This window comes from Pseudomonas sp. Q1, from assembly GCF_009935975.1.
GTDB classification, from domain to species: domain Bacteria; phylum Pseudomonadota; class Gammaproteobacteria; order Pseudomonadales; family Pseudomonadaceae; genus Aquipseudomonas; species Aquipseudomonas palleroniana.
The window spans coordinates 157,092-179,362 of record NZ_QODI01000007.1 but is presented as its reverse complement, the minus strand read 5'-3'; the positions used below and the strand labels follow the sequence as shown (position 1 = coordinate 179,362).

The window sequence follows — 22,271 nt, the reverse complement described above, 5'->3', positions numbered from 1 at the left end:
GCGTAGGACTTGTCTTATTAATCAGATCACGCGTTCCCAAGCACAACTAATGAACGTACCCTTTTTAATGCCCTCAACGGCCACCCGCCCCTGCCAAACTTATTCGGTAAACCCATGATCGAGATAAGCAACCTGACGAAACAACTTGGCAGAAAAAACATCATTACCGACTTTTCATTCTGCACCCAGCGCCGAGAATGCATAGGTCTATTTGGTGAGCGGGGTTCCGGCAAGACAACGTTATTGAACTTGATCTCGGGTGCGATCAAGCCAACTTCCGGGAAAATCAATATTCAGGGAATGAGCACCCAGACCCATCCCATTCAAACAAGGAACGCAGTGGGCTATCAACTTCATGAAGGCCTCAGTCACGATGTGATGTCCGTCAAAAGCCTGCTGAACTTTGTTGCCGCCGTCAGGGGATTGCATGGTGCCGAAAAACGCAAAAGAGTTGATCAAGTCGTTATGCGCCTGGAACTGTCATCCGTATTCAACTGCCCGATGGATACGCTCTCCCTTGGCATACAGCGCAAAGTTGCAATTGCCCAAGCCATCGTGCATTCGCCCAAGTTGCTTTTACTGGACGAGCCCTTGGAAGGACTTGGCCCTGATCAGTGGCTCAAGCTCAGGACACTTATCCAGTCCTTGAGCGAAGAAATGACCCTCATCATCGCCTCCCGTCATTGCGACGCGCTGTCTGATCTTTGCACCCGGGCGCTGGTTATCGCGGGGGGGCGCCTGAAGGCCGATACCTCTCTGGTGGACCTGCAACGCAGCTCCAGACATTACCAAGCTGTAACCCTGGCCGCCGATACACCACTGGATTTACTGGCGCTCGCCGTCTTACCCGGCGTCGCAGGCATTGAAGAAGACCGGCATACACCGGGCACTGTGACGGTTCTGGCCATGCCTGGCCACGCCATTTTCCCCTCCATTAACGCGCTCATCACCCACCGCGGCTGGAACGTCACGTCAATGCACCTGGAGCCAGGACGCTTGAACGACGTTGTTCACCATCTCAGCCAAGAGGTATCCCCTTGAAACTGCTAACCGTCATTTTCAAACGCCAACTCGCCAGTTATGCCTCTTCACCCAGCACTTATCTGAGCGTAGCGGTGTTCCTGGCGCTCTGTGCCACGCTGGGGTTGCACACCCAGCAGTGGCTGGAGCGAAACAGCGGCGACTTGCAAGCCTTCTTCGAGTTTCACCCCTGGCTCTATCTTCTGCTGATTCCCACTTTATCGACGCAGTTATGGTCAGATGAACATAACGCGAGCTTTTCGAACATGATGAAAACCTTGCCTGTCACCTCGACGGAGCGCGTTATCGGAAAGTTCATGGCGGCTTGGGTCGTGTGCAGCATTGCCCTGCTTTTAAACTTTCCAATAGTGATCGCCACTCACTATCTTGGCACCGCCGACAACGGCGTTATCGCCTCACAATTCATCGCCAGCTGGTTACTGGCGGGCAGTTACCTGGCGGTCGGTTGCTTTGTCTGTGTACTGACTCACCAACGCATTGTGATTTTCCTGTTGACACTGGGTCTGCTACTAACCATCAGCGGCCTGTCTTCCATACTCGATGCGCTGGAACATCAGGCCCCGATATGGGTGGTCGATAGCTTGATATCGCTCAATCCTATTTTACGTTTCAACACGATGGACAGCGGAAAACTGACCCTTCACGACGTGTGTTACTTCATCAGTATCATCCTTGTTTTTCTTTCAGCGACGACTGTCACACTCAACTATAAAAACCGCTGAGAAGGAAAGTCCCTGATGCGATCCGCTTTTCGTACAGGCATGACACTCATCGTCATGTCGCTACTTTTTCTCGCATTCAATCTGGTCTGGATAAAAAAAACACCTGACATTCGCTGGGATTTTTCACAAGAGAAAAATCATACTTTATCGCAGGCCGCGCGAAACTTTCTTACAACTCTCGAAGGCCCGCTGGATTTGTATTACTTCAACTCAATCAATGATCCCAAGAAACCCCACGCATTAAAGCGCTACGGTCAACGGGTGGAAGATTTACTCAGGGAGTTTGAAAAAGCAGCCAGGGGCATGATCAACCTGCATGTTATCGACCCGGCTCCATTTTCCGAGGAAGCCTACAAGGCCAGTTTATTCGGACTGGATAATACGCAAGGTTTCATGGGCCTCATCGGCACACGCACCGGCCAAAGTGCACAGCGCATCGAAGCTTTCAGCCCAGACCAGGCGCCCTTGCTTGAGTATGAAATCAGCCGACTGATCCATGCCTTGATGCAGCCTGAACGTCCGACTGTCGGGGTGCTGTCGGGGCTCGCGTCCAATGCTGCTGCGGGAGAACTGTTGGCGCAGATGCGCGGGCATTTCAACCTGGTTGAACTGAGCGCCAACATCGCCCAGGTACCGGCATCGATCGGGACGTTGATGGTCATCCATCCGCGCACCCTGCCCGAGCAAGCCTTGTATGCGATTGAACAGCACGTATTAAAGGGTGCCAGGCTGATGATCTTCATCGACCCGGTGAGCGAGATGGCCACGGGCTCCGTCTCGACAGACTCCAAGCTGGAGGAACTGCTTGCGGCCTGGAGTGTGCAGATGCCGACGGACAAGCTGTTGGTCGATAACCTCTACGCCTCATCGGCCACCCAGGGCCCCGGAAAGCCGATGGTTTTGCACCCGGCCAGGCTGAACCTGCCACGACAGGCCATGACCGCCAACGATATAAGCAGCTGGAAACTGAGCTCAATGATCGTGTCGAGCAGCGGCGCACTTTCCCGCACCCGCAAAAGCCGTATGACCTTCACGCCCCTGCTGCAAAGCTCCCGGCAATCGGTACTGCTCGACGCAAGGCAATTTGCTTTCGCGACGACGTTCGATTCACTCGCCGATAACGCCGCTGCGCCCAGGCAGGCCCACGTCATTGCGGCTCGCCTTGAGGGCCCCGCCTACTCGGTGTTTCCCGAGGGACTGAATGGAAAGCCGCCCGGCGTGCAGAAAGCCTCACAGATCCAGGTCGTGGTGATCGCCGACACGGATATGCTCGCAGACGCGGTCATCCGCTCGGCCCCCAACAGCAACGTGCAATTTGTCTTGAACACCTTGGATAACCTGGCGGCATCACCGGCGCTTGCGGCCATTCGACCACGCGCCACGCACAGCCGGCCCCTGCATACGCTCGAACACATGCGTGAGACCGCGGCGCAGGCTTATCGGGAAAGCGCGGGAGAGCTGGAACGACGACTTGAGCACACGGAACAAGAGTGGCAACGCTTGAACCCACAGGCTGCGAGTGTGGGTACCCAGGCAGTGGCAGCCAATACCCAGTTGCAAGCGCTCAACAAGGAGCGCCTGCGACTGCCCATGGAACTCAACGCGCTGAGGGTCAAGGCTTACGCGCCCGTGCATCGCTTCGAAGACAGCCTGAAGCTGCTGCTGATCGCGACGGTGCCGCTGCTGTTATGCCTGATCGCCTGGATGCTGGCTTTTTGGTTGCGTCGGCGTCGGGCGCGCTCTTCAGCGGCCGGTCACTGAGCTCTCAGCGGCGGGTGATCAGGCCCTGTCGGGCAATACGCGTGAGGTGGCGGATCACGTCATCGGCATTGCCGGCACTGGGCGCCTGTATCACCGCGAGGTCGAAACTGTTGCTGGCAAAACGCGCCAGGGAATCACCGTCTTCAACGAACTGGATCAGAAACGCCGAAGGCCGCCCAGTACGACGAGGCCAGCCATCCAGATAACGCAGCAGCGTCGGCTGGTGCTTGCCGCCAAGCAGGATCTTTGGATTGCGTTGAGTCAGGCCCGCAGTGATCGGGGCGAGTCGAATAAGGGGGCGTAGTGCATTCATCGTGTCGTGTCTCTGCCTCAAAAGTCTGCGGGCAGGTGAGAGGCAACACCGAACCAGCGCTTTAGCGGTATTTCGAAGTGTGCTCTGCAGGGCAGAACCGTCTTCTGTCGGGCTGCATCGAGTCCCGGTGGCGCCCCGCAATTAGCTGTTTAAATCGGCGCATGAGCAGCATCCTAGAGAAGCCGATAGGCCAGTGTCAAGAATCCCGGACAACGAAAAAGCCCGCACGTGGCGGGCTTTTGGGGGACGTTAACCGAGGGTCAGCGGCTGATGGCGCCATCGGCCGACAGTTTGCCGGCGCCTTCCAGCAACACGGCCAGCGTACCGCCCAGCAAGGCCAATGCGAACTCATAACCGTTGTTGGCCATGAACAGACCGTTGTGGATATGCACCGAGAAAATCGCCACCAGTGTAAGAATGGTCAAACCCAATGCCGCAGGGCGTGCCAACAAGCCGATGATCAGCGCCAGGCCGGCAAAGAACTCGGTACCGCCCGACAACACGGCCATCAGGGTGCCGGGTGCCAGGCCGATGCTTTCCATCCACTGTGCCGTGCCGGCCAGGCCATAACCGCCAAACCAGCCGAAGAGTTTCTGTGAGCCGTGGGCGGCGAAGATAATGCCGACAAAGATGCGCAGGATAGTCAGGCCATAACCGGCGCGGGTGGACAGAATGCTTTTGATCAGTGGGCTCATCGGGGTAATCCTTTTCTAAGTAGGAGGTGGTTGGCCGCTATATTAATCAAATTAGGCAATGTTAAAAGCCGAAAAAATGCCTAATAGACATCGAATAAATCGATTATTTGCGTGAGGCGATCTTTGGCCCTGCCGGCTCCAGGGACTCCCGCTCCCGATTGAACGCCAGGTAATACTTGTTCACGCTATTAACATAGCTGACGCCACCCATCCCCACCTGCTCCATGGCAATGCGTTCAACCTGGAAGAACCACTGGTTCGGATTCAGCCCACGCCGTCGCGCCTCCGCCCGCATGCCCTGTACGCGCTCCGGGCCCATGTTGTAAGCCGCCAATACAAAGGCCATGCGCTCTCTTTCGTTGAGCTTGGGGCTGGCGAAGAACTTCCGACGGATCATCGACAAGTAGCGCGCGCCCGCCTGCACATTGCTATCAAGGCTCTCGATACTATTCACCCCGACCCGCTGGGCCGCTGAAGGGGTGATCTGCATCAAGCCCGTCGGGCCACCGCTGTTGCGCGCACCGGGGTCCAGTGCGGACTCCTTGAACGCCAGCGCGGCCAGGTTCAACCAGTCAATGCCCTGCTCCCGGGCATGTTTTTGCAGGACCGGGCGCAGCTTCTCCAGACGCTGGCGGTCGGCGCGAGCCAGTGGGTTGCGCACCTGATAGAGGCGTCGGTAGATCCGTTGAAAGGCCACATCCTGATCGGACGGGGTGCGATAAACCTTGAGGAACCGATCGATGCTGGCCCGCAGCATCGAAGCATCCTGGCGCACGAACCAATATTCGTCACCCGGCTCGCTGATCACGACCTGCTTGTCAAAACGAAGCTTGGGCAGGATTTTCGACCAGCGTTCGGCGATGGGTTTCTCAACGATGGTCAAATGGAAGATCCCGGCCTGGACCATCTCCAGCACATCTTCTACCGCCAATGTCGGATCGACCCACTCCACCTTTATCGGTGGTTGCTTGTGCAGCGCAAGCTTCTGATTGACCTGGCTGATGGCATCCGCCGCGGCACTGCCGGTGGTCAGCGACAATGTTCGCCCCGATAATTGTTCAAGCCTGGTAAACCGGCGCTCACCTTTCACTCCCACCAGCCATAACGGCACATTGCTGACGATCGGATCGCTGGTGCTGAGCTTGTGCGCGGCCTTTACATCCAACAGCTCGCCGGGGGCGACCAGGTCACCTTCGCCACGGGCCAACGCACCGAGCAACTGGTCCTTGGCCTTGGGAATGATCTTGAGGCTGATTTCTTCACCGTCACGGGCGTGGCCGTTCAAGTACTGCTCAAAGGCGCGCAGGCGGTGGTACTCGACACCGATCGCCTGGCCCTGAATTTCGCCCGAGCTGTTGCGGCTCTGATTGACCAGCACGCGCAGGGTGCGGCTGGAACGAATCTGCGCCAGGTCTCGCACCTTGCCGGGCTTGGTCACTTCCACCGGGCCGTCCAGACGCGCTGCCGCCGTCATCGGCAGCAGCAACGTCAAGCACAACATGAGCAACGCCGAGGGTCGGATCATCCGCTCTCCGGAAAGAATACTGGCCAGCGCCCTCGTGAAAGACGAGGCACTGGAGGTCAGAAACAGAGCGCTTAAAGCGCTGGCAAAGCGCGCAACGGTGGCATAGAGGCAGGCATTCGGCCCACCACAATGTCACTTGCGACGTTCAAAGACAGCTTTAACTCGTTGTAGTTCTTCGTTTTCTTATAAATCTACAGCTCTGATATGCTTTCCGGCCGCAGGCGGAGATAGCACCATGCAACTCATTGATATCGGCGTCAACCTGACCAACCCCAGTTTCGACGAGAGGCATCAAGCCGTTCTCGATCGCGCCTATGCCGCCGGCGTACAACAATTGGTGCTGACCGGTACCAGTGTCGACGGCAGCGAACAAGCCTTGGAACTGTGCGTAAAACTCGACGACAGCGGCCAGCACCTGTTCAGCACGGCGGGCATCCATCCGCACTCCGCCAGCGACTGGAACGGCGACAGCGCCCAGCGTTTACGCGGCTTGCTCAGCGAAGGCCGGGTACGTGCCGTGGGCGAATGCGGGCTGGATTTCAACCGGGACTTTTCCCCGCGCCCTCAGCAGGAAAAAGTCCTCGAAGAGCACCTGGCCCTGGCGGTCGAGTTGAAACTGCCGGTGTTTCTCCACGAACGCGATGCCAACCAGCGCCTGCTGGAGATCCTCAAGGATTACCGCGACCACCTGACCGCCGCCGTGGTGCATTGCTTCACCGGCGAGCAGCAGGCGCTCTTCAGCTACCTCGACCTTGACCTGCATATCGGCATCACCGGCTGGATCTGCGACGAACGCCGTGGGACACATCTGCATCCACTGGTCAGGGAAATCCCGCGCGGGCGCCTGATGCTGGAAAGTGACGCGCCCTACCTGCTGCCGCGCACCCTGCGACCAAAGCCGAAAAATGGTCGCAATGAACCGGCCTATTTGCCGCAGGTGCTGCATGAGGTTGCCCTGCACCGCAGCGAAACCCCGGAAGATCTGGCCGAACACAGCACAGCCTGTGCCCGTGCGTTTTTTGGGCTGCCCTGCCTGGGTTGAGACAACCGTGTCGATGCGGTGCATTGACCCATGTCAAAACCGGATTTCTGAATAGCGGCACAATAATGGCACCTTGCCAATGCTGTTTCCGCTATCAGAGAAAACCTTCCATGGGTGCCTGGCTTAGCAATATCTCGCTGAAATACAAATTCTGGGCCGTCAACGCGGTGGCCTTCATCACCACCCTGTTGCTGGTGTTGTACGCCGTGCAGCTCGAACAACAGGCACGCAACGATGCGGCCCGAACCTCGGCGCAAGCGCAAGCACGATTGCTCGCGGCCTGGCCTGCCGACAAGGCGCTGCCCACGGACGAGCATTGGTTGACGTTTGCCCGGGGCCAAGTCCCACAATTGGCAGACCAGGATCTGTCAGCCCTCAGCAGCGCCAGCGGCTGGGTCGAGCTGAATCACAGGGCCCTGTTCGGTGAAAACCCGCTGATCGGTGCTGAAGTCATTGCACGTGCCGACGGGCCACAGATCGCCGTGTTGGCCTACGGACGCAGCCTGAGCCAGGTCTTCGCCGAACGCTTCGCCAACTACGCCGTGGCCGTGCTGATCCTGATGCTGGCGATGCTCGGTGCCTCGCAACTGCTGATTCGTTTCCTGCTCAGTCAACTCAATACCCTCAAGGACGTGATGCTGCACGTTGAGAAAACCGGCGATCTGTCGGCCCGCGTGCCCCTGGCCTGCAAAGACGAAGTCGGCCAGATGGCCAGCGCGTTCAACGCCATGCAGGCCGGCTACCAGCGCGTGGTCAACACCGTGGCAAACACCGCTCGGCAACTGGACGAGGGCGCCGCACGCCTGGCCAGCAGCATGAACGAAGTGCAACACGGCATGCTCGGCCAGCAGAGCGAAACCGACCAGGCCGCCACGGCGATCAATGAGATGACCGCCACCGTCCACCACATCGCCCAACACGCCGGCGCCACCCGCGACCTGTCCCAGACCGCCGACACCCTTGCAGGCAGCGGCCAGGAGGTGGTCATCCGCGTGCAACACTCCATTGCCGGGCTGTCCACCGGCGTACAACAAACAGCGGAAATGATCCAGAAACTTGCCGAGGACAGCCAGAAAATCAACGGCGTAGTCAGCGTGATCCACAGCATCGCCGAACAGACCAACCTGCTCGCCCTCAACGCCGCCATCGAAGCCGCTCGCGCCGGGGAAATGGGCCGGGGCTTCGCCGTAGTCGCCGACGAAGTGCGCAACCTCGCCAAACGCGTGCAAAGCTCCACCGACGAAATCACCCGCATGGTCTCGGCGCTGCAAGCCGGTACTCGCGATGCGGTGGATTTCATGCAGGAAAGCTCATTCAAGGCCGACGACTGCGTGCAGCAGGCCCAGGAAGCCGGCGCCGCACTGGCCGAAATCACGGGGGCCGTGGCACAGATGCGCGAGAGCAACACGCAGATCGCCGTGGCCGCCGAGCAGCAAAGCCATGTCGCCGAAGAAATGAACCGGGCGGTGGTGAGTATTCGCGATGTGACGGAAAACACCGTGCAACAGACCGTGGGCTCGGCCAGCACCAGCAATGAACTGGCGACGCTGGCGGGAGCACTGAGCAAGGCGATCGGGCAGCTGAAGCTCTGACGCAATAGCCAAGCAAGGCTGGCTATGGCCCCCATAGTCAGCCCCAATTCGCCCACCCGCCCCACCCCGCCTAAACTCCTCTGCATGTTGTTTCAACGGACAGAGGATTCACCATCATGGGCAAACGTCACCCCAATCTCCCCGCCTGGCAATGGCGTAACTACCCACAGAACCATCAACACCCGACCAACCTGGCGCTGCACCTGATTGCCGTGCCGCTGTTTATCATCGGGTTTCTGTTGATCGTATCCGGGGTGTTCAGCCTGAGCCTGGCCAGCGTTGCCGTGGGCATCATCGGCATCCTGGCTGGCCTGGCGTTGCAGCGCCATGGCCATAGCCTGGAAGCCCAGGCCAGTGAGCCCTTCAGTGATCGTAAAGATGCGGTGCAACGGCTGGTGGTCGAACAGTTCGTGACGTTTCCGCGTTTTGTATTGAGCGGTGGCTGGTGGCGTGCCTGGCGACAGCGCCACCGGCATTGAGGTCAGGCGAAGACCACGACGCTCTGGCGGCTGATGGCGATCAACTCGCCGCTCGGGCTCCAGAGTGCGGCAGCAGCATGCCCGTAGCCGTCGCGGGCGTGTTCGATATTGACGTAGTACTGGCACCAGTCGAGGGTGGTCAGGTGCTGCAACGGCTGGATAAATTCGATGGTCCAGGTCAGGGTGCTGCCCGGCGCGGGTTTGCTCAGGTGCGGCAGCAAGGCCGGTGGCCAAGCGTCCACCAGAGCGAGGATATGCGCCTCGGTCAACGCCTCTTCCTTCACATCTCCGCACAGGCGCACCCAACCGCCCATATCGCGTGATTTATTGCCGGTGAACGGCAGCCCGCCGACACTCCATCGCATGGCCAGGTGCCGCATGAACTCAGGTGTCACACCTTTGATGTACGGCAACTCCTGGCATTCATCCCAGTGTTTGAACACCGGTGCAGGTTCGCTTGCGACGTCAATCTGCGACTCACGCGCAGCGCCAAAGCTGGCCTGGACCAGGGTCGCGACTTCGCCGTTCTGCACCACACGGCCGAGCAACTGGCTGACGGCTTTGCCTTCGCGCAATACTTCCACGTGGTAACTGGCGGCTACCTCAGGCTCAACCGGGCCGACGAAGGTGATCGCCAGTGAGCGTAACGGACGGTCCGCCGGTACCTGCGCGCGCAGGGCTTCATATTGCAAGGCGGCGACCAACCCACCAAACGTAGCCCGGCCCTGGCCCCATTCGGCCGGAATGGTCACATCCAGCGGGTTGCTACGGGCGGCATCGAGCAAATCACTAAAGCGCATCGGGACCTCACATCAAGAACACGGATGGGGTGATCTTAACCAGCGTGGGGTGACTGCACAGCGCCCATACCGGCCAAAAACCGGACCGGTTCAGAAACAATCGGCGCTGAGTTTATCCAGCACCCGATCCGCGTGCCCTTCTGCCTGGGCCATGGTGCGATGCCACACCGCAACGCAGGGTTGCAAATCCGCTTGGTGTTCGGCCTGGGCCAGCCACTGCCAGCAGTCGTGCCAATCGCCCAACGCGCTTTGGGCACGCTTGAGACGGGACATTGCTTTGGCGGGGAGTTTGTCCAGGTTGGGATACGCCTCGGCCGCGTAGCGCACGCGCTTGATCAGCAACCGTAGACGGTGACGGTCATGATCGGGGTCCTTCAAGGCGTCACCGAGCTTTTGCCATTGCTTGGCCAGACGCTTTTCGATGCGCGGGCGCAAGCCCTTGAGCAACTTCTGGTGCTCGGACGCACGAATAAACCTGGGGAAAGCATCGAGGATCAACAGCAGGTGGGCCACTTCGGGGGATTGCGCAACCTGCCGATAAGCCTCGGGTTGCAAGCGCAAACGCCGCGCAGCCGCCTCATGATATCCCTGCTGGTGCAGGTAGGCGGCCAGTACTTCTCGGTCGCGCAGGGGCGTGGTCAATTGACCCACCGCACTGGCGGCCAATTCAAGTTGCTCCACCCCCGGCAAGCCGCGCAGGGGCCGCAACAGGCTGCGCAGACGCCGCACGGTGGTGCGCAGATCATGCAAGGCCTCATCGTCGGTGATGGCAGCGAGGCGAGCCTGGCAGCTCAGTAACCCTACTTCCAGGCCAATGACCTGAGCGACTAACTGATCGACCAAAGCTGACATCCCTTCCTCCGCTGACGATGAAATGCTCTGTCGCTACGGCTTAACGGCCGGCACGCGACTCACGAATATAGAAGCGTGCTTTCTCGGCCTTGTTGGCGCACCCCTCAAAGGCTTCGAACTGCTGCTGGGTCTTGGCGCCAGTCAACAAAGACAGGGCCTTGGAGTAACTGACTGTCCCGGCAAAGCCTTCAGCCTTGGCCAGGTCCAGCTCATGCCAGGCGGCATCCAATTGCGTGCCACAGCTATCACGGTAAGCCGTTTTCCCAGCGCAACCGGCCAGGGCCAACACGATCACAGGCACACACATCCAGGCTTTCATTGATGACACCTCAAAATAAACAGAAACAGTCGTAGGCTGTAGACGTTGCCTACAAGGAAAAGTGCCTTGTCTGGCCGCCCAAAAGCATAACTGACGATCGCCAGAGCATACCCGAGCGCCCTGGCCAAGCAGCAAAAATATTCCGCACATCGACGAAGATTGAGCCGCCCCTCGGATGAGCGCATTGTGGTCAACTGTTTTGCGAAGGATCAGCTCATGAAGAAACGTGTGGCCTTGGTACTGGGTTCCGGCGGAGCCCGAGGGTACGCCCATATCGGCGTGATCGAAGAAATCGAACGGCGTGGCTATGACATCGCCTGTATCGCCGGCTGTTCCATGGGCGCGGTGGTGGGTGGGATCTACGCCGCCGGCAAGCTGGACGAGTATCGAAACTGGATCGAAAGCCTCGACTACCTCGACGTACTGCGCCTGGTGGATGTGAGCTTTCGCCTGGGCGCGATTCGTGGCGAGAAAGTGTTCGGGCAGATCCGCAAGATCGTTGGCGAACTCAATATCGAAGAGCTGCGCATTCCCTACACCGCCGTCGCCACCGACCTGACCAACCAACAGGAAATCTGGTTTCAGGAAGGCTGCCTGCACCAAGCCATGCGTGCCTCCGCGGCGATCCCCAGCCTGTTTACCCCCGTGATGCAGGGCAACCGCATGCTGGTCGACGGCGGCCTGCTCAACCCATTGCCGATCGTGCCGGTGGTGTCGAGCCATTGCGACTTGATCATCGCGGTCAACCTCAATGCCACCAATCAAAAACACTACCAGTTGCCGGTGATCCAGCGCCCGCCTGCGTTCAAGAGTCGCTTCAATAACCTGGCCAGATCCCTGGGCTCACACCTGCCGTTTCGACGTAAACAGGCTGAACAGTTACTGAAGCTGGAACAGGAGGCATTGCAGGCCGAAGCGGCAGAGATCAACCCATGGCTGGAGTCGGCCGAACCCGAAGCACAGCAGCCCGCCGCAGCGCCGGAAAAAGAAGGCGCACCGAAGTCCGCAACCGGGTCGTTCATCATCGACAACGTCGGCCCGGCGTCACTGCTGGACCTGATCAACCAGAGTTTCGAGGTGATGCAGACGTCATTGGCGCAGTACAAGATTGCCGGTTACCCGCCCGACGTGCTGATCAACGTGCCGAAACGGGTGTGCCGGTTTTTCGAGTTCTACAAAGCGCCGGAGTTGATCGCGCTGGGGCGGGAGATTGCCAGTGATACGCTGGATCGGTATGAGAGTGAGCAGCACTGAAGTTGAGCTGTAGCTGATGGCCTCATCGGGAGCAAGCCCCCTCCCACAGGGGACCGAGTTCTACTTTTGGAATGTGCTCAAATGTGGGGGCTTGCTCCCGATGGCGTCGGAACAGGCACCCGCAATCTAGGCATTCAACAACCGATACCCCACGCCCGCCTCGGTCACGATAAACCTTGGCTGAGTGGGGTCGTCCGCCAGCTTCTGCCGCAGATGGCCCACGACGATGCGCAGGTAGTGGCTATCCTCGGTATGGGTTGGCCCCCAGATGTCCTTGAGCAGTTGTTGCTGGGTGATCACCCGTCCCGGATGCCGGGCCAACTGCGCCAGTACCGCATATTCCTTGCGGGTAAGCGCCACTTCGGCACCGTCCAACAGCACGCGGCGATAGGCCAGGTCCACCGTCAGGGGGCCAAAATTCAAGGCGGCCTCCTGGGCCTCACCCACCGGCGCCTGGCGCAGCAATGCACGCACGCGGGCGAGAAACTCCTGGATGCCGAACGGCTTGGTCACGTAGTCATTGGCGCCGCCGTCGAGGGCCTCGACCTTCTGACCTTCGCTGGCCCGCACCGACAGCACCAGCACCGGCACGGTCGACCACTCGCGAAACTCGCGCAGCACTTGCTGGCCGTCCATGTCGGGCAGGCCAAGGTCAAGGACCAGCAAGTCCGGTTTGCTCAACGCCGCTTGGGCCAGGCCTTCGTTGCCGGTGCCGGCTTCGATCACCTTATAGCCTTGGGAGGCCAGGCTGATGCGCAGGAATTTGCGGATCTGCGGTTCGTCATCAATGACTAGAATCGTCGCGGTCTGGCTCATGGTGTCCAATCAAAATCCGTGGAGAAAAGAGGGTAGCTCAGGCCCCGTGTTCCAAGCCAGGTTGTGTCGGTAAAGGCAGGAACAAAGTGATGCAAGTGCCCCGCCCGTCGATGCCATCGGCCACGCTGATATGCCCACCGTGCGCGCCAACCATGCCCTGGCAGATCGCCAGGCCCAGGCCCGTGCCCTGCCCGCCCCGGTCACCACGGGCAGCGGTGTAGAACATATCGAAAATCTTCGCCCGCTCATCCTCGGGGATCCCCGGGCCCTCATCGGCCACCGCGAAAAACAGCTGCTCGTCCGCCACGCCGGCAGTCAGCTGCAAGCGGCCCTGAGGCGGCGAAAAACGTGCGGCGTTTTCCAGCACATTGACCAAGGCTTGTTCGATCAATGCGGCATGGACATACAACAGCGGCAGTTCAGCCGGCACATCGGTGCTTACGCGCAACGGCGCCAGCACGGCGCGCAAACGAGCGAGAGCACTGCCGACGATATCGCCGGGTGACACCCAGTCGCGCGCCAGCTTCAACGCACCATGCCCCAGGCGCGTCATATCCAGCAGGTTCTGGATGTAACGGTCGAGGCGCTCGGCTTCATCGCGGGTGCCTTCAAGCAACTCGCGGCGATCTTCCAGAGGGATCGCCTCGCCGAGAGCCAACAGACTGTCGATGCTGCCGCGCATGGAGGTCAACGGCGTGCGCAAATCGTGGGACACCGACGCCAGCAACGCGCTGCGCAACTGTTCGGTTTCGCCATGCAGCCGAGCGGATTCAAGTTCCTGGCCCAACTGAGCCCGCGCCAACGCCTGTGCCAGCGGCTGGCTCAACGCCGTGAGCAAGCGACGGCGTTGGCCGCTCAACTCCAGACCGGGCTTGGGGCTGACACCGAGCAAACCCAAAGGCCCCTCCTCGCTCGATAACGGCCACCACCACCAGCGCCCGAATGGCAAGGTGCCCGTGCCCATGCCGGCCGGTTGATCGTGTTGCCAGGCCCAATCGGCGGCGGCGCGTTCGGCTTCGGTCAGGGTCAGCGGGCTGCCGGTCTCGACCTTCCAACCGCCCTGGCCGTCACGGTTGACCAGGCACAGGTCGAGGTCACTCCAGCCTTCCAGATGATGCGCCGCCGCGCTGATCACCGCCTGGCGATCGGTGGCGGCAGTGAGTTTGCGCGACAGGTCGAGCAGTTCGCTGGTTTCTTCCTGGGTATCGCGCAGGGCCTGCAATTGCCGGCGTTGACGCGCAGCAAGGTTGCCGGTCAAGGCCGCCATCAACAAGAAGAACAGCAGGGTCAGCACGTCTTCTTCACGCTGGATGGCAAACGAGAAATTTGGTGGGATAAACAGGAAGTCGTAGGTCAGGAACGACAACGCGGCGCACACCAGGGCCGGTCCCAGGCTGCTGCGTACCGCCACCAGCAAGACGGCCGCGAGAAACACCAGGGAGATATTCGGCAGCGGCAACACACTGGCCACCGCCCAGGCCAACGCCGCCGCGACGATGGTCGCCAGCACCGCCAGGCCGTAGTCGAACCAGACCAGCCCGCGCACGTCCGGCAGGCGCGGCGGTGCGGGCATGTCGTCGCTGTCGAGCACGTTGATTTCCAGGCCCCGCGCATTGCGCAGCAAGCGCGCCGCCAAGCCACCGCCAAACAAGCGGCGGCGCCAACGCATCCGTGACTGCCCCACCAGCAACAAGCTGGCACGACGTTCGGCGGCATGCTGGATCAGGGTTTTCGCCACTTCCCCCGCCCGCAGCAGGACGACCTCACCCCCGAGCCGCTCAGCCAGTTGCTGGGCATTCTGCAGGTGCAGGCGTGATTGCTCATCGCGTGCGCGGCCGTTGTCGACATGCACCAGGCTCCAGGGTAAATGCCGACGCTGGGCCACGCGGCTGGCGTGCCGCACCAGACGTTCGGCCTGGGCATCGCCATCCACTCCCACCAACAAGCGTCCGCGTACCGTCGGTGCCGCCTGGCCGAGCTGACGATAGCCTTGAGCCAAGTCATCATCGACGTGCGCGGCGGCGGTTTGCATCGCCAGCTCGCGCAAAGCCATCAGGTTGGTCTGGGTAAAAAACGCGTCGATCGCCGCGCGCGCCTGTTCCGGCACGTAGACTTTGCCGTCGCGCAAACGCTCCAGCAGCTCGCGCGATGGCAGGTCGATCAAGAGTAATTCGTCAGCCTCTTGCAGCACCCAGTCCGGCAGGGTTTCACGCACTTGCACGCCCGTGATGCCACGGACCTGGTCGTTGAGGCTTTCCAGGTGCTGGACGTTGACCGTGGTGAACACGTTGATGCCGGCGGCGAGCAGCTCCTGGATGTCTTGCCAGCGTTTTTCGTGACGGCTGCCGGGGGCGTTGCTGTGGGCCAGTTCGTCCACCAGCACCAGCTTGGGTTTGGCGGTCAGCAGGCCGTCGAGGTCCATTTCTTCGAGCATCACGCCGCGGTATTCGCTGCGTACCAAGGGTTGCTGCGGCAGGCCACTGAGCAGGGCTTCGGTTTCGGCGCGGCCGTGGGTTTCGACCACCCCGGCGATCAGCCGCACGCCCTGGCGCAGCTGGGTGTGCGCGGCCTGGAGCATGGCGTAGGTCTTGCCCACACCCGGCGCGGCACCGAGGAAAACTTTGAGCCGGCCACGGCCGTCCCGGGGCAGTTCGGCTAACAGGGCATCGGCGCGGCCGGAGTCGCTCATGCGGGCAGTGTCCTTCAGGTATTTATCTAATCTGGCTCGATGAAGATCAACGGTGGGAGGGGGCTTGCTCCCGATAGCGGTGGGTCAGTTGCACTATCTGTAGCTGAGACACTGCTATCGGGAGCAAGCCCCCTCCCACACGGGATCAGAGTTTTTCCAGGGCCATGTTCAGTGCCAATACATTAACCACCGGCGGCCCCACCAACGGGCTTTCGATATGTTCATCCAACAACCGCTGCAAGGTCGAGACCGGCACATTCCGCGCGGCCGCCACCCGCGCCAGTTGATAGGCAATTGCCTGCGGTGGCAAGTGTGGATCAAGACCGCTGCCGGAGGTAGTCAGCGATGCCAGAGGGACCGGGCCCTGGCTGGGCACCCACTGTTTATTCGCGTCATCAAAAATGCGCGTTGCCAGCGCCGGGTTGCTTGGGCCCAGGTTGCTGGCGCTGCTGGACACCGTCGCAAAGGCACCGGCCGACGGGCGCGGATGGAACCAGCTGTCACCGGTAAAGTCCTGTGCGATCAGGCTGGAGCCGCGCACCTTGCCGCTACCATCGCGCACCAGGCTGCCATTGGCCTGGTCGGGAAACGCCACCTGGGCGACACCGGTGACGACCAAGGGGTAAGCCACGCCGGTGATCAGGGTCATGAGGACCAGCAGGCTCAGGGCCGGGCGGATCATGTTAGTCATCTTCACATCCTCAATAAATCGACAAACCAGTGGGGGTGGGTTACACCAGGTGCAGTGCGGTCAACAGCATGTCGATCGCCTTGATACCCACGAACGGCACCAGAATCCCGCCCAACCCATAGATCAGCAGGTTGCGCCGCAACAGCGCCGCCGCACTCGCCGCCTGCACGCGCACACCGCGCAGCGCCAGCGGAATCAGCACCACAATGATCAGCGCGTTGAACACGATGGCCGAGAGAATCGCGCTTTGCGGGCTCTGCAAGTGCATGACGTTGAGCACGCCCAACTGCGGGTAGATCGCGGCAAACAGCGCCGGCAGGATCGCGAAATACTTGGCCACGTCGTTGGCGATGGAAAAGGTGGTCAACGCACCACGGGTGACCAGCAACTCCTTGCCGATCTGTACCACGTCCAGCAGCTTGGTCGGGTCGCTGTCGAGGTCGACCATGTTGGCGGCTTCGCGAGCGGCCTGGGTGCCATCATTCATAGCCATGCCGACGTCGGCCTGGGCCAGTGCCGGGGCATCGTTGGCGCCGTCACCGCACATCGCCACCAACCGGCCGTCGTTCTGTTCGTGGCGAATGCGGGCAAGTTTCTTCTCCGGCGTGGCTTCGGCCAGCACGTCGTCCACACCCGCCTCGGCGGCAATCGCGGCGGCGGTCAGCGGGTTGTCGCCGGTGACCATCACCGTGCGGATGCCCAGTTTGCGCAACTCGGCGAAACGCTCGCGGATGCCAGGCTTGACCACGTCCTTGAGATGGATCGCACCCAGCAATTTGCCATCGGCGCACACCAGCAGCGGTGTGCCGCCGCTCTGGGCAATCTTGTCGATTTCGCGGGACAGTGCCGGTTGCAGATCACGACGTTGTTGGCCAATGAATGCCAGCAGCGAATCCACGGCACCTTTGCGGTACACACGGCCCTGGTAGTCGACACCCGATAAACGGGTTTCGGCACTGAACGGCACGGCGGTCAGTTGATCCAGGGTCGGCTCGGCCTGGGGGTGCAGGGCGCGCAGGTATTCGACGATGGACTTGCCTTCGGCCGTGTCGTCCGCCAGCGACGCCAGCAAGGCACCTTCGGCCAGGTCCCGGCCGCTGACGCCAGGCGCTGCGAGCACTGCCGCGCAGCGACGGTTGCCGAACGTGATGGTGCCGGTCTTATCCAGCAGCAATACGTGTACATCCCCCGCCGCTTCCACCGCACGCCCGGACTTGGCAATCACGTTGAGGCGCACCAGGCGGTCCATGCCGGCGATACCGATGGCCGACAACAGCCCACCAATGGTGGTAGGAATCAACGTCACCAGCAGTGCGACCAGGAACACCAGCGGCAAGCTGCCATTGGCGAAGTGAGCGAACGGCTGCAGGGTCACCACCACCAACAGGAAGATCAGGGTCAGGCCGATCAGCAAAATGTCCAACGCGACTTCGTTGGGGGTTTTCTGACGTTTGGCGCCTTCCACGAGGGCGATCATACGATCCAGGGTCGACTCACCGGGGTTGGCGCTGATGCGGATCAGCAACCAGTCCGACACCAGCCGGGTGTTGCCGGTGACGGCCGAACGGTCGCCGCCGGACTCGCGGATCACCGGCGCGGATTCGCCCGTGATCGCCGCTTCGTTGACCGCCGCGATCCCTTCGATGACCTCGCCGTCACCGGGGATCATTTCCCCGGCGGCAACGCGGACCACATCGCCTTTGCGCAGGCTGGTGGCCGGCACCACCTTGAAACTGCCATCGGCCTCTTTACGCCGTGCGCTCAGACCTTCACTGCCGGCCTTGAGGCTGTCGGCGCGGGCCTTGCCGCGACCTTCGGCCAAGGCTTCGGCGAAGTTGGCGAACAACACGGTGAACCACAGCCACACCGCGATTTGCACGGCGACAAAGGTCGGCACGGCGGTGTCGGGCACGAAGCACAACACGGTCGTCAGGATGGCGGTCAGTTCCACCACCAGCATGACCGGCGAGCGTTGCAGCTGCCGTGGGTCCAGCTTGACGAAAGCCTGGCCCAGCGCCCGGCGCCACAGGGCGGAGATGGCGGTTTTGGCGGGTTCCTGGGTGGCTACGGAAGCCGCATTTTTTGCAGGCATATTCATTGTCATATCCCTTATCAGAAGCCCATGCTCAAGTGTTCGGCGATGGGGCCCAACGCCAGTGTCGGCAGGAAAGTCAGGCCGCCCACCAGCAAGATGGTCACGGTCAACAACGTCACGAACAGCGGGCCGTGGGTGGGGAAGCTGTTCTGGCCGATCGGCGCGGTCTTCTTCATCGCCAGGCTGCCGGCCAGGGCCAGTACCGGGAGGATGTAGCCGAAGCGGCCGATCAACATGCCCAGGCCCAACATCAGGTTATGGAATGCGGTGTTGCCACTGAAACCGCCGAACGCCGAGCCGTTGTTGGCGCTGGCCGAGGTATAGGCATACAGCAACTGGCTGAACCCATGCGGCCCTGGGTTACTGATGGCACCGGCCGGGCCGGGCAGGCTGGCGGCGATAGCGCCGAGTACCAGCACACCCACCGGCATGACCAGCAGGGTCACGACGAGTAATTGCACTTCCTTGGCCTGCAGCTTCTTGCCCAGGTATTCGGGAGTTCGGCCGATCATCAGGCCGGCGAGGAAGACCGCGATCAACACGTTGAGCAACATGCCGTACATGCCCGCGCCGACGCCGCCGAAGATCACTTCGCCGACCATCATGTTGACCAGCGCCACCATCCCGCTCAGGGGATTGAGGCTGTCTTGCATGCCGTTGACCGAACCGTTGGACGCCGCCGTGGTAGTCACCGACCACAGCACGGTACCGGTGGTGCCGAAGCGCGCTTCTTTACCCTCAAGCGGTGCGGTTTGCTCAACCGCCGGGTTGCTCAGGGTCGGGTTGGGCTGGTATTCGGCCCACAGCGAAGTCGCGCCACCAATCAGGAACAGGGCCAGCATGCAGCCCAGGATCGCGCGGCTCTGGCGCAGGTCCTTGACGTAGTGACCGAAGGTGAACACCAGTGCCACGGGGATCAGGATGATCGCGGCCAATTCAAACAGGTTGGCCCAAGCAGTCGGGTCTTCGAAGGGATGGGCAGAGTTGACGCCGAAGAAACCGCCGCCGTTGGTGCCCAGTTGTTTGATCGCAATCTGGCTGGCCGCAGGGCCCAGCGGAATCACTTGATCCACGCCTTGCAGGGTCACGGCGTCCACGTAATGCGCGAAGGTCTGCGGTACGCCCTGCCATACCAGGAACAGCGCAAGCACCAGGCACAAGGGCAACAGGCCATAGAGGGTGGCGCGGGTCATATCGACCCAGAAGTTACCCAAGGTCTTGGTGGACTTGCGACCAATACCGCGGCAGAGCGCGACCAGGACGGCCAGGCCGGTGGCGGCGCTGACGAAGTTCTGCACGGTCAGGCCGACCATCTGGCTGAGGTAGCTCAGGGACGCTTCGCCGCTGTAGTTCTGCCAGTTGGTATTGGTCATGAAACTGACCGCGGTGTTGAAGGCCAGCGTCCACTCCTGCCCCGGCAATTTCTGCGGGTTCAGTGGGAGGTAGTCCTGGAACAGCAGGATCGCAAACAGCAACACAAAACCGGCCAGGTTAAACGCGATCAGCGCCAGCGTGTACTTCTGCCAGCTTTGCTCCTGGTGCTCGTCGACGCCCGACAGGCGATAGCAGGCTTTTTCCACCGGCGCCAAAACCGGGCTCAACCACGTGCGCTGGCCTTCCATCACCTTGTAGTAGAACCGCCCCAGGAACGGCGCCGGCACCAGCACCATGGCAAAAAAGGCGATGATCAGCCAATAGTCATAACTGTGCATAGCCCGCTCCTAGTTCCGATCCGCGCGTAACAGCGCAACCAGCAGATAAATGAACAGCGCCACGGCCAATAGCAGTGACACCGCGTCCAGAACGCTCATGGAAGTCTCTCCGTTTTGCGGCGATTGCCGCGTGTGAGGCAATTGTCCGCAGGAGCGGCGTAAAGGAACGAGACCGAGGGCGTGGGTGGGGCGTAAAGACGGCGTAAAGAGTGGCTTTACAGGAGGTTTACAGGGGCTGGGAGGGCCTCTTCGCGAGCAAGCCCGCTCCCACACTTGACCGCGTATTTTCTGATGAACCTCGGTGAAGTGTGGGAGCGGGCTTGCTCGCGAAAGCGCCAGTCGAGTCACTGCCGCACTTTGCTGGTGCAACTCCAGCGACTTTCAAACGCCAAACCGTTCCCCCGACGACAGTAGCGTGTCTTTACGACACGGTTGCGTGGGCTGGCATGGCCGCTGCAACACCTTGAATCATTCCAACCGGTTCAGGGAGCACCCCATAATGAATACACAACTCAAACCCACTTTGGGCACCTTGCACCTGTGGGGCATCGCGGTCGGCCTGGTGATTTCCGGCGAGTATTTTGGCTGGAGCTACGGCTGGGGCGTGGCAGGCACGCTGGGGTTTCTGGTGACGTCGCTGATGGTCGCGGCGATGTACACCTGCTTTATCTTCAGCTTCACCGAGCTGACGACTGCCATCCCCCATGCCGGTGGGCCGTTTGCCTACAGCCGCCGCGCCTTTGGTGAAAAAGGCGGCTTGATCGCCGGTCTCGCGACCTTGATCGAGTTTGTGTTTGCGCCCCCCGCCATCGCCTTGGCCATCGGTGCTTACCTGAATGTGCAGTTCCCCGCACTGGACCCGAAACACGCAGCCGTCGGTGCCTACATCGTGTTCATGGGCCTCAACATTCTCGGGGTGAAGCTCGCTGCCACGTTCGAACTGGTGGTGTGTGTACTCGCGGTCGCCGAATTGCTGGTCTTCATGGGCGTGGTCGCGCCGGCATTCAGCTTCAGCAACTTTGCCCTCAATGGCTGGGCCGGTGCGGATACCTTCGGCGCGCCGGCGATTGCCGGGATGTTCGCGGCGATCCCCTTCGCCATCTGGTTCTTCCTGGCTATTGAAGGTGCCGCCATGGCGGCCGAAGAGGCGAAAGATCCGAAACGCACCATCCCGAAAGCCTATATCAGCGGCATCCTGACGCTGGTAATCCTGGCCATGGGCGTGATGTTCTTTGCCGGCGGCGTGGGCGACTGGCGTGCACTGTCGAACATCAACGACCCGCTGCCCCAAGCCATGAAGGCCGTGGTCGGTAACGGTTCGGGCTGGCTGCACATGCTGGTCTGGATTGGCCTGTTCGGGCTGGTGGCCAGTTTCCACGGCATCATCCTCGGCTACTCGCGTCAGTTCTTTGCCCTGGCGCGTGCGGGCTACCTGCCGTCCTTCCTGGCCAAACTGTCGCGTTTTCAGACACCGCACCGGGCGATCATCGCCGGTGGCGTGGTCGGCATCGCCGCCATCTACAGCGATGGCCTGATCAACCTGGGCGGCATGACACTGACAGCGGCCATGATCACCATGGCGGTGTTCGGTGCCATCGTGATGTACATCATGAGCATGCTCAGCCTGTTCAAGCTGCGCAAGACCGAGCCACTGCTGGAACGTACGTTCCGCGCGCCGGGCTATCCCATCGTGCCGGGCATTGCGCTGGTGCTGGCCGTGGTGTGCCTGGTGGCCATGGCCTGGTTCAATGCGCTGATCGGCTTGATCTTCCTGGGTTTCATGCTGGTGGGGTTCGTGTACTTCCAGATGACCGCACAGGACCGCGCCGACGCACCGGCGGATGCGATGTTGACCGGGCTCTGAGATATTGAG

At 60.9% G+C, this 22,271-nt stretch carries 20 protein-coding genes; 8 read left to right on the top strand and 12 right to left on the bottom strand.

Annotation, left to right across the window (positions count from 1 at the left end):
• Positions 1 to 114: 114 nt before the first annotated feature.
• The 3 genes from DK870_RS13165 to DK870_RS13155 are packed head-to-tail and all read left to right on the top strand — an operon-like array spanning position 115 to position 3,524.
• Complete coding sequence (locus DK870_RS13165; protein WP_104995888.1) at positions 115 to 1,041, top strand: ABC transporter ATP-binding protein; 927 nt, start codon at positions 115 to 117, stop codon at positions 1,039 to 1,041.
• Positions 1,038 to 1,763: an ABC transporter permease gene (locus tag DK870_RS13160; RefSeq protein ID WP_161548827.1), complete on the top strand. Its 726-nt coding sequence runs from the start codon at positions 1,038 to 1,040 to the stop codon at positions 1,761 to 1,763. The genes DK870_RS13165 and DK870_RS13160 overlap by 4 nt, the downstream gene beginning before the upstream one ends.
• 15 nt (positions 1,764 to 1,778) lie before the next feature.
• Positions 1,779 to 3,524, top strand: a complete 1,746-nt coding sequence (locus tag DK870_RS13155) for a GldG family protein (protein ID WP_161548826.1) — start codon at positions 1,779 to 1,781, stop codon at positions 3,522 to 3,524.
• Positions 3,525 to 3,528: 4 nt separating this feature from the next.
• Here DK870_RS13155 and DK870_RS13150 read toward each other — a convergent pair whose 3' ends face one another.
• The 3 genes from DK870_RS13150 to DK870_RS13140 all read right to left on the bottom strand — a co-directional run bounded on the left by DK870_RS13150 (position 3,529) and on the right by DK870_RS13140 (position 6,057).
• The gene (locus DK870_RS13150) at positions 3,529 to 3,837 is read right to left on the bottom strand and encodes a hypothetical protein (protein WP_060753242.1); all 309 of its coding nucleotides are present in this window, start codon (positions 3,835 to 3,837) and stop codon (positions 3,529 to 3,531) included.
• Between the two features lie 260 nt (positions 3,838 to 4,097).
• The gene (locus DK870_RS13145) at positions 4,098 to 4,532 is read right to left on the bottom strand and encodes a DoxX family protein (protein ID WP_060753241.1); all 435 of its coding nucleotides are present in this window, start codon (positions 4,530 to 4,532) and stop codon (positions 4,098 to 4,100) included.
• A 103-nt stretch (positions 4,533 to 4,635) separates the two neighbouring features.
• The gene (locus tag DK870_RS13140; protein WP_060753240.1) at positions 4,636 to 6,057 is read right to left on the bottom strand and encodes a transglycosylase SLT domain-containing protein; all 1,422 of its coding nucleotides are present in this window, start codon (positions 6,055 to 6,057) and stop codon (positions 4,636 to 4,638) included.
• Positions 6,058 to 6,292: 235 nt separating this feature from the next.
• Here DK870_RS13140 and DK870_RS13135 point away from each other — a divergent pair, with 235 nt between their 5' ends.
• From DK870_RS13135 to DK870_RS13125, 3 genes are all read left to right on the top strand, one after another.
• Positions 6,293 to 7,099: a TatD family hydrolase gene (locus tag DK870_RS13135; protein WP_060753239.1), complete on the top strand. Its 807-nt coding sequence runs from the start codon at positions 6,293 to 6,295 to the stop codon at positions 7,097 to 7,099.
• 110 nt (positions 7,100 to 7,209) lie between these two features.
• On the top strand, positions 7,210 to 8,691 hold the full coding sequence (locus DK870_RS13130; RefSeq protein ID WP_161548825.1) for a methyl-accepting chemotaxis protein: 1,482 nt from the start codon (positions 7,210 to 7,212) through the stop codon (positions 8,689 to 8,691).
• A 116-nt stretch (positions 8,692 to 8,807) separates the two neighbouring features.
• Positions 8,808 to 9,170 carry an Mpo1-like protein gene (locus DK870_RS13125; protein WP_161548824.1) on the top strand — a complete coding sequence of 121 codons (363 nt, stop codon included), beginning with the start codon at positions 8,808 to 8,810 and terminating at the stop codon, positions 9,168 to 9,170.
• 2 nt (positions 9,171 to 9,172) lie between these two features.
• Here the strand turns inward: DK870_RS13125 and DK870_RS13120 are convergent, their stop codons facing one another.
• The 3 genes from DK870_RS13120 to DK870_RS13110 all read right to left on the bottom strand — a co-directional run bounded on the left by DK870_RS13120 (position 9,173) and on the right by DK870_RS13110 (position 11,141).
• Positions 9,173 to 9,970, bottom strand: coding sequence for an acyl-CoA thioesterase II (locus tag DK870_RS13120; protein WP_161548823.1), 798 nt, complete (start codon positions 9,968 to 9,970; stop codon positions 9,173 to 9,175).
• Between the two features lie 90 nt (positions 9,971 to 10,060).
• Entirely contained in the window at positions 10,061 to 10,822 is a 762-nt protein-coding gene (locus tag DK870_RS13115; RefSeq protein WP_161548822.1) for a CHAD domain-containing protein, read from the bottom strand.
• A 40-nt stretch (positions 10,823 to 10,862) separates the two neighbouring features.
• A complete protein-coding gene (locus DK870_RS13110; RefSeq protein ID WP_017734442.1) occupies positions 10,863 to 11,141 on the bottom strand; it encodes a hypothetical protein in 279 nt (92 codons plus the stop codon).
• Positions 11,142 to 11,357: 216 nt separating this feature from the next.
• On the opposite strand from DK870_RS13110, the gene DK870_RS13105 reads away from it, so the two are divergent.
• Positions 11,358 to 12,395: a patatin-like phospholipase family protein gene (locus DK870_RS13105; RefSeq protein WP_060753234.1), complete on the top strand. Its 1,038-nt coding sequence runs from the start codon at positions 11,358 to 11,360 to the stop codon at positions 12,393 to 12,395.
• 126 nt (positions 12,396 to 12,521) lie between these two features.
• On the opposite strand, the gene DK870_RS13100 is transcribed toward DK870_RS13105, so the two are convergent.
• The 6 genes from DK870_RS13100 to kdpF form a co-directional block, all read right to left on the bottom strand.
• Positions 12,522 to 13,211 (bottom strand): response regulator, encoded by a 690-nt coding sequence (locus tag DK870_RS13100; RefSeq protein ID WP_090366049.1) that lies wholly within the window; start codon positions 13,209 to 13,211, stop codon positions 12,522 to 12,524.
• Positions 13,212 to 13,248: 37 nt separating this feature from the next.
• A complete protein-coding gene (locus tag DK870_RS13095; RefSeq protein WP_161548821.1) occupies positions 13,249 to 15,900 on the bottom strand; it encodes a sensor histidine kinase KdpD in 2,652 nt (883 codons plus the stop codon).
• A gap of 145 nt (positions 15,901 to 16,045) precedes the next feature.
• Positions 16,046 to 16,591: a potassium-transporting ATPase subunit KdpC gene (gene kdpC, locus DK870_RS13090; protein ID WP_161548820.1), complete on the bottom strand. Its 546-nt coding sequence runs from the start codon at positions 16,589 to 16,591 to the stop codon at positions 16,046 to 16,048.
• Positions 16,592 to 16,631: 40 nt separating this feature from the next.
• Positions 16,632 to 18,689 carry a potassium-transporting ATPase subunit KdpB gene (gene kdpB, locus DK870_RS13085; RefSeq protein ID WP_178126869.1) on the bottom strand — a complete coding sequence of 686 codons (2,058 nt, stop codon included), beginning with the start codon at positions 18,687 to 18,689 and terminating at the stop codon, positions 16,632 to 16,634.
• A gap of 14 nt (positions 18,690 to 18,703) precedes the next feature.
• On the bottom strand, positions 18,704 to 20,398 hold the full coding sequence (kdpA, locus tag DK870_RS13080; RefSeq protein WP_161548818.1) for a potassium-transporting ATPase subunit KdpA: 1,695 nt from the start codon (positions 20,396 to 20,398) through the stop codon (positions 18,704 to 18,706).
• A gap of 9 nt (positions 20,399 to 20,407) precedes the next feature.
• On the bottom strand, positions 20,408 to 20,497 hold the full coding sequence (gene kdpF / locus DK870_RS13075; protein WP_057703805.1) for a K(+)-transporting ATPase subunit F: 90 nt from the start codon (positions 20,495 to 20,497) through the stop codon (positions 20,408 to 20,410).
• 400 nt (positions 20,498 to 20,897) lie between these two features.
• On the opposite strand from kdpF, the gene eat reads away from it, so the two are divergent.
• Positions 20,898 to 22,262, top strand: a complete 1,365-nt coding sequence (eat, locus tag DK870_RS13070; RefSeq protein WP_060753228.1) for an ethanolamine permease — start codon at positions 20,898 to 20,900, stop codon at positions 22,260 to 22,262.
• The last annotated feature ends 9 nt before the right edge of the window (positions 22,263 to 22,271 follow it).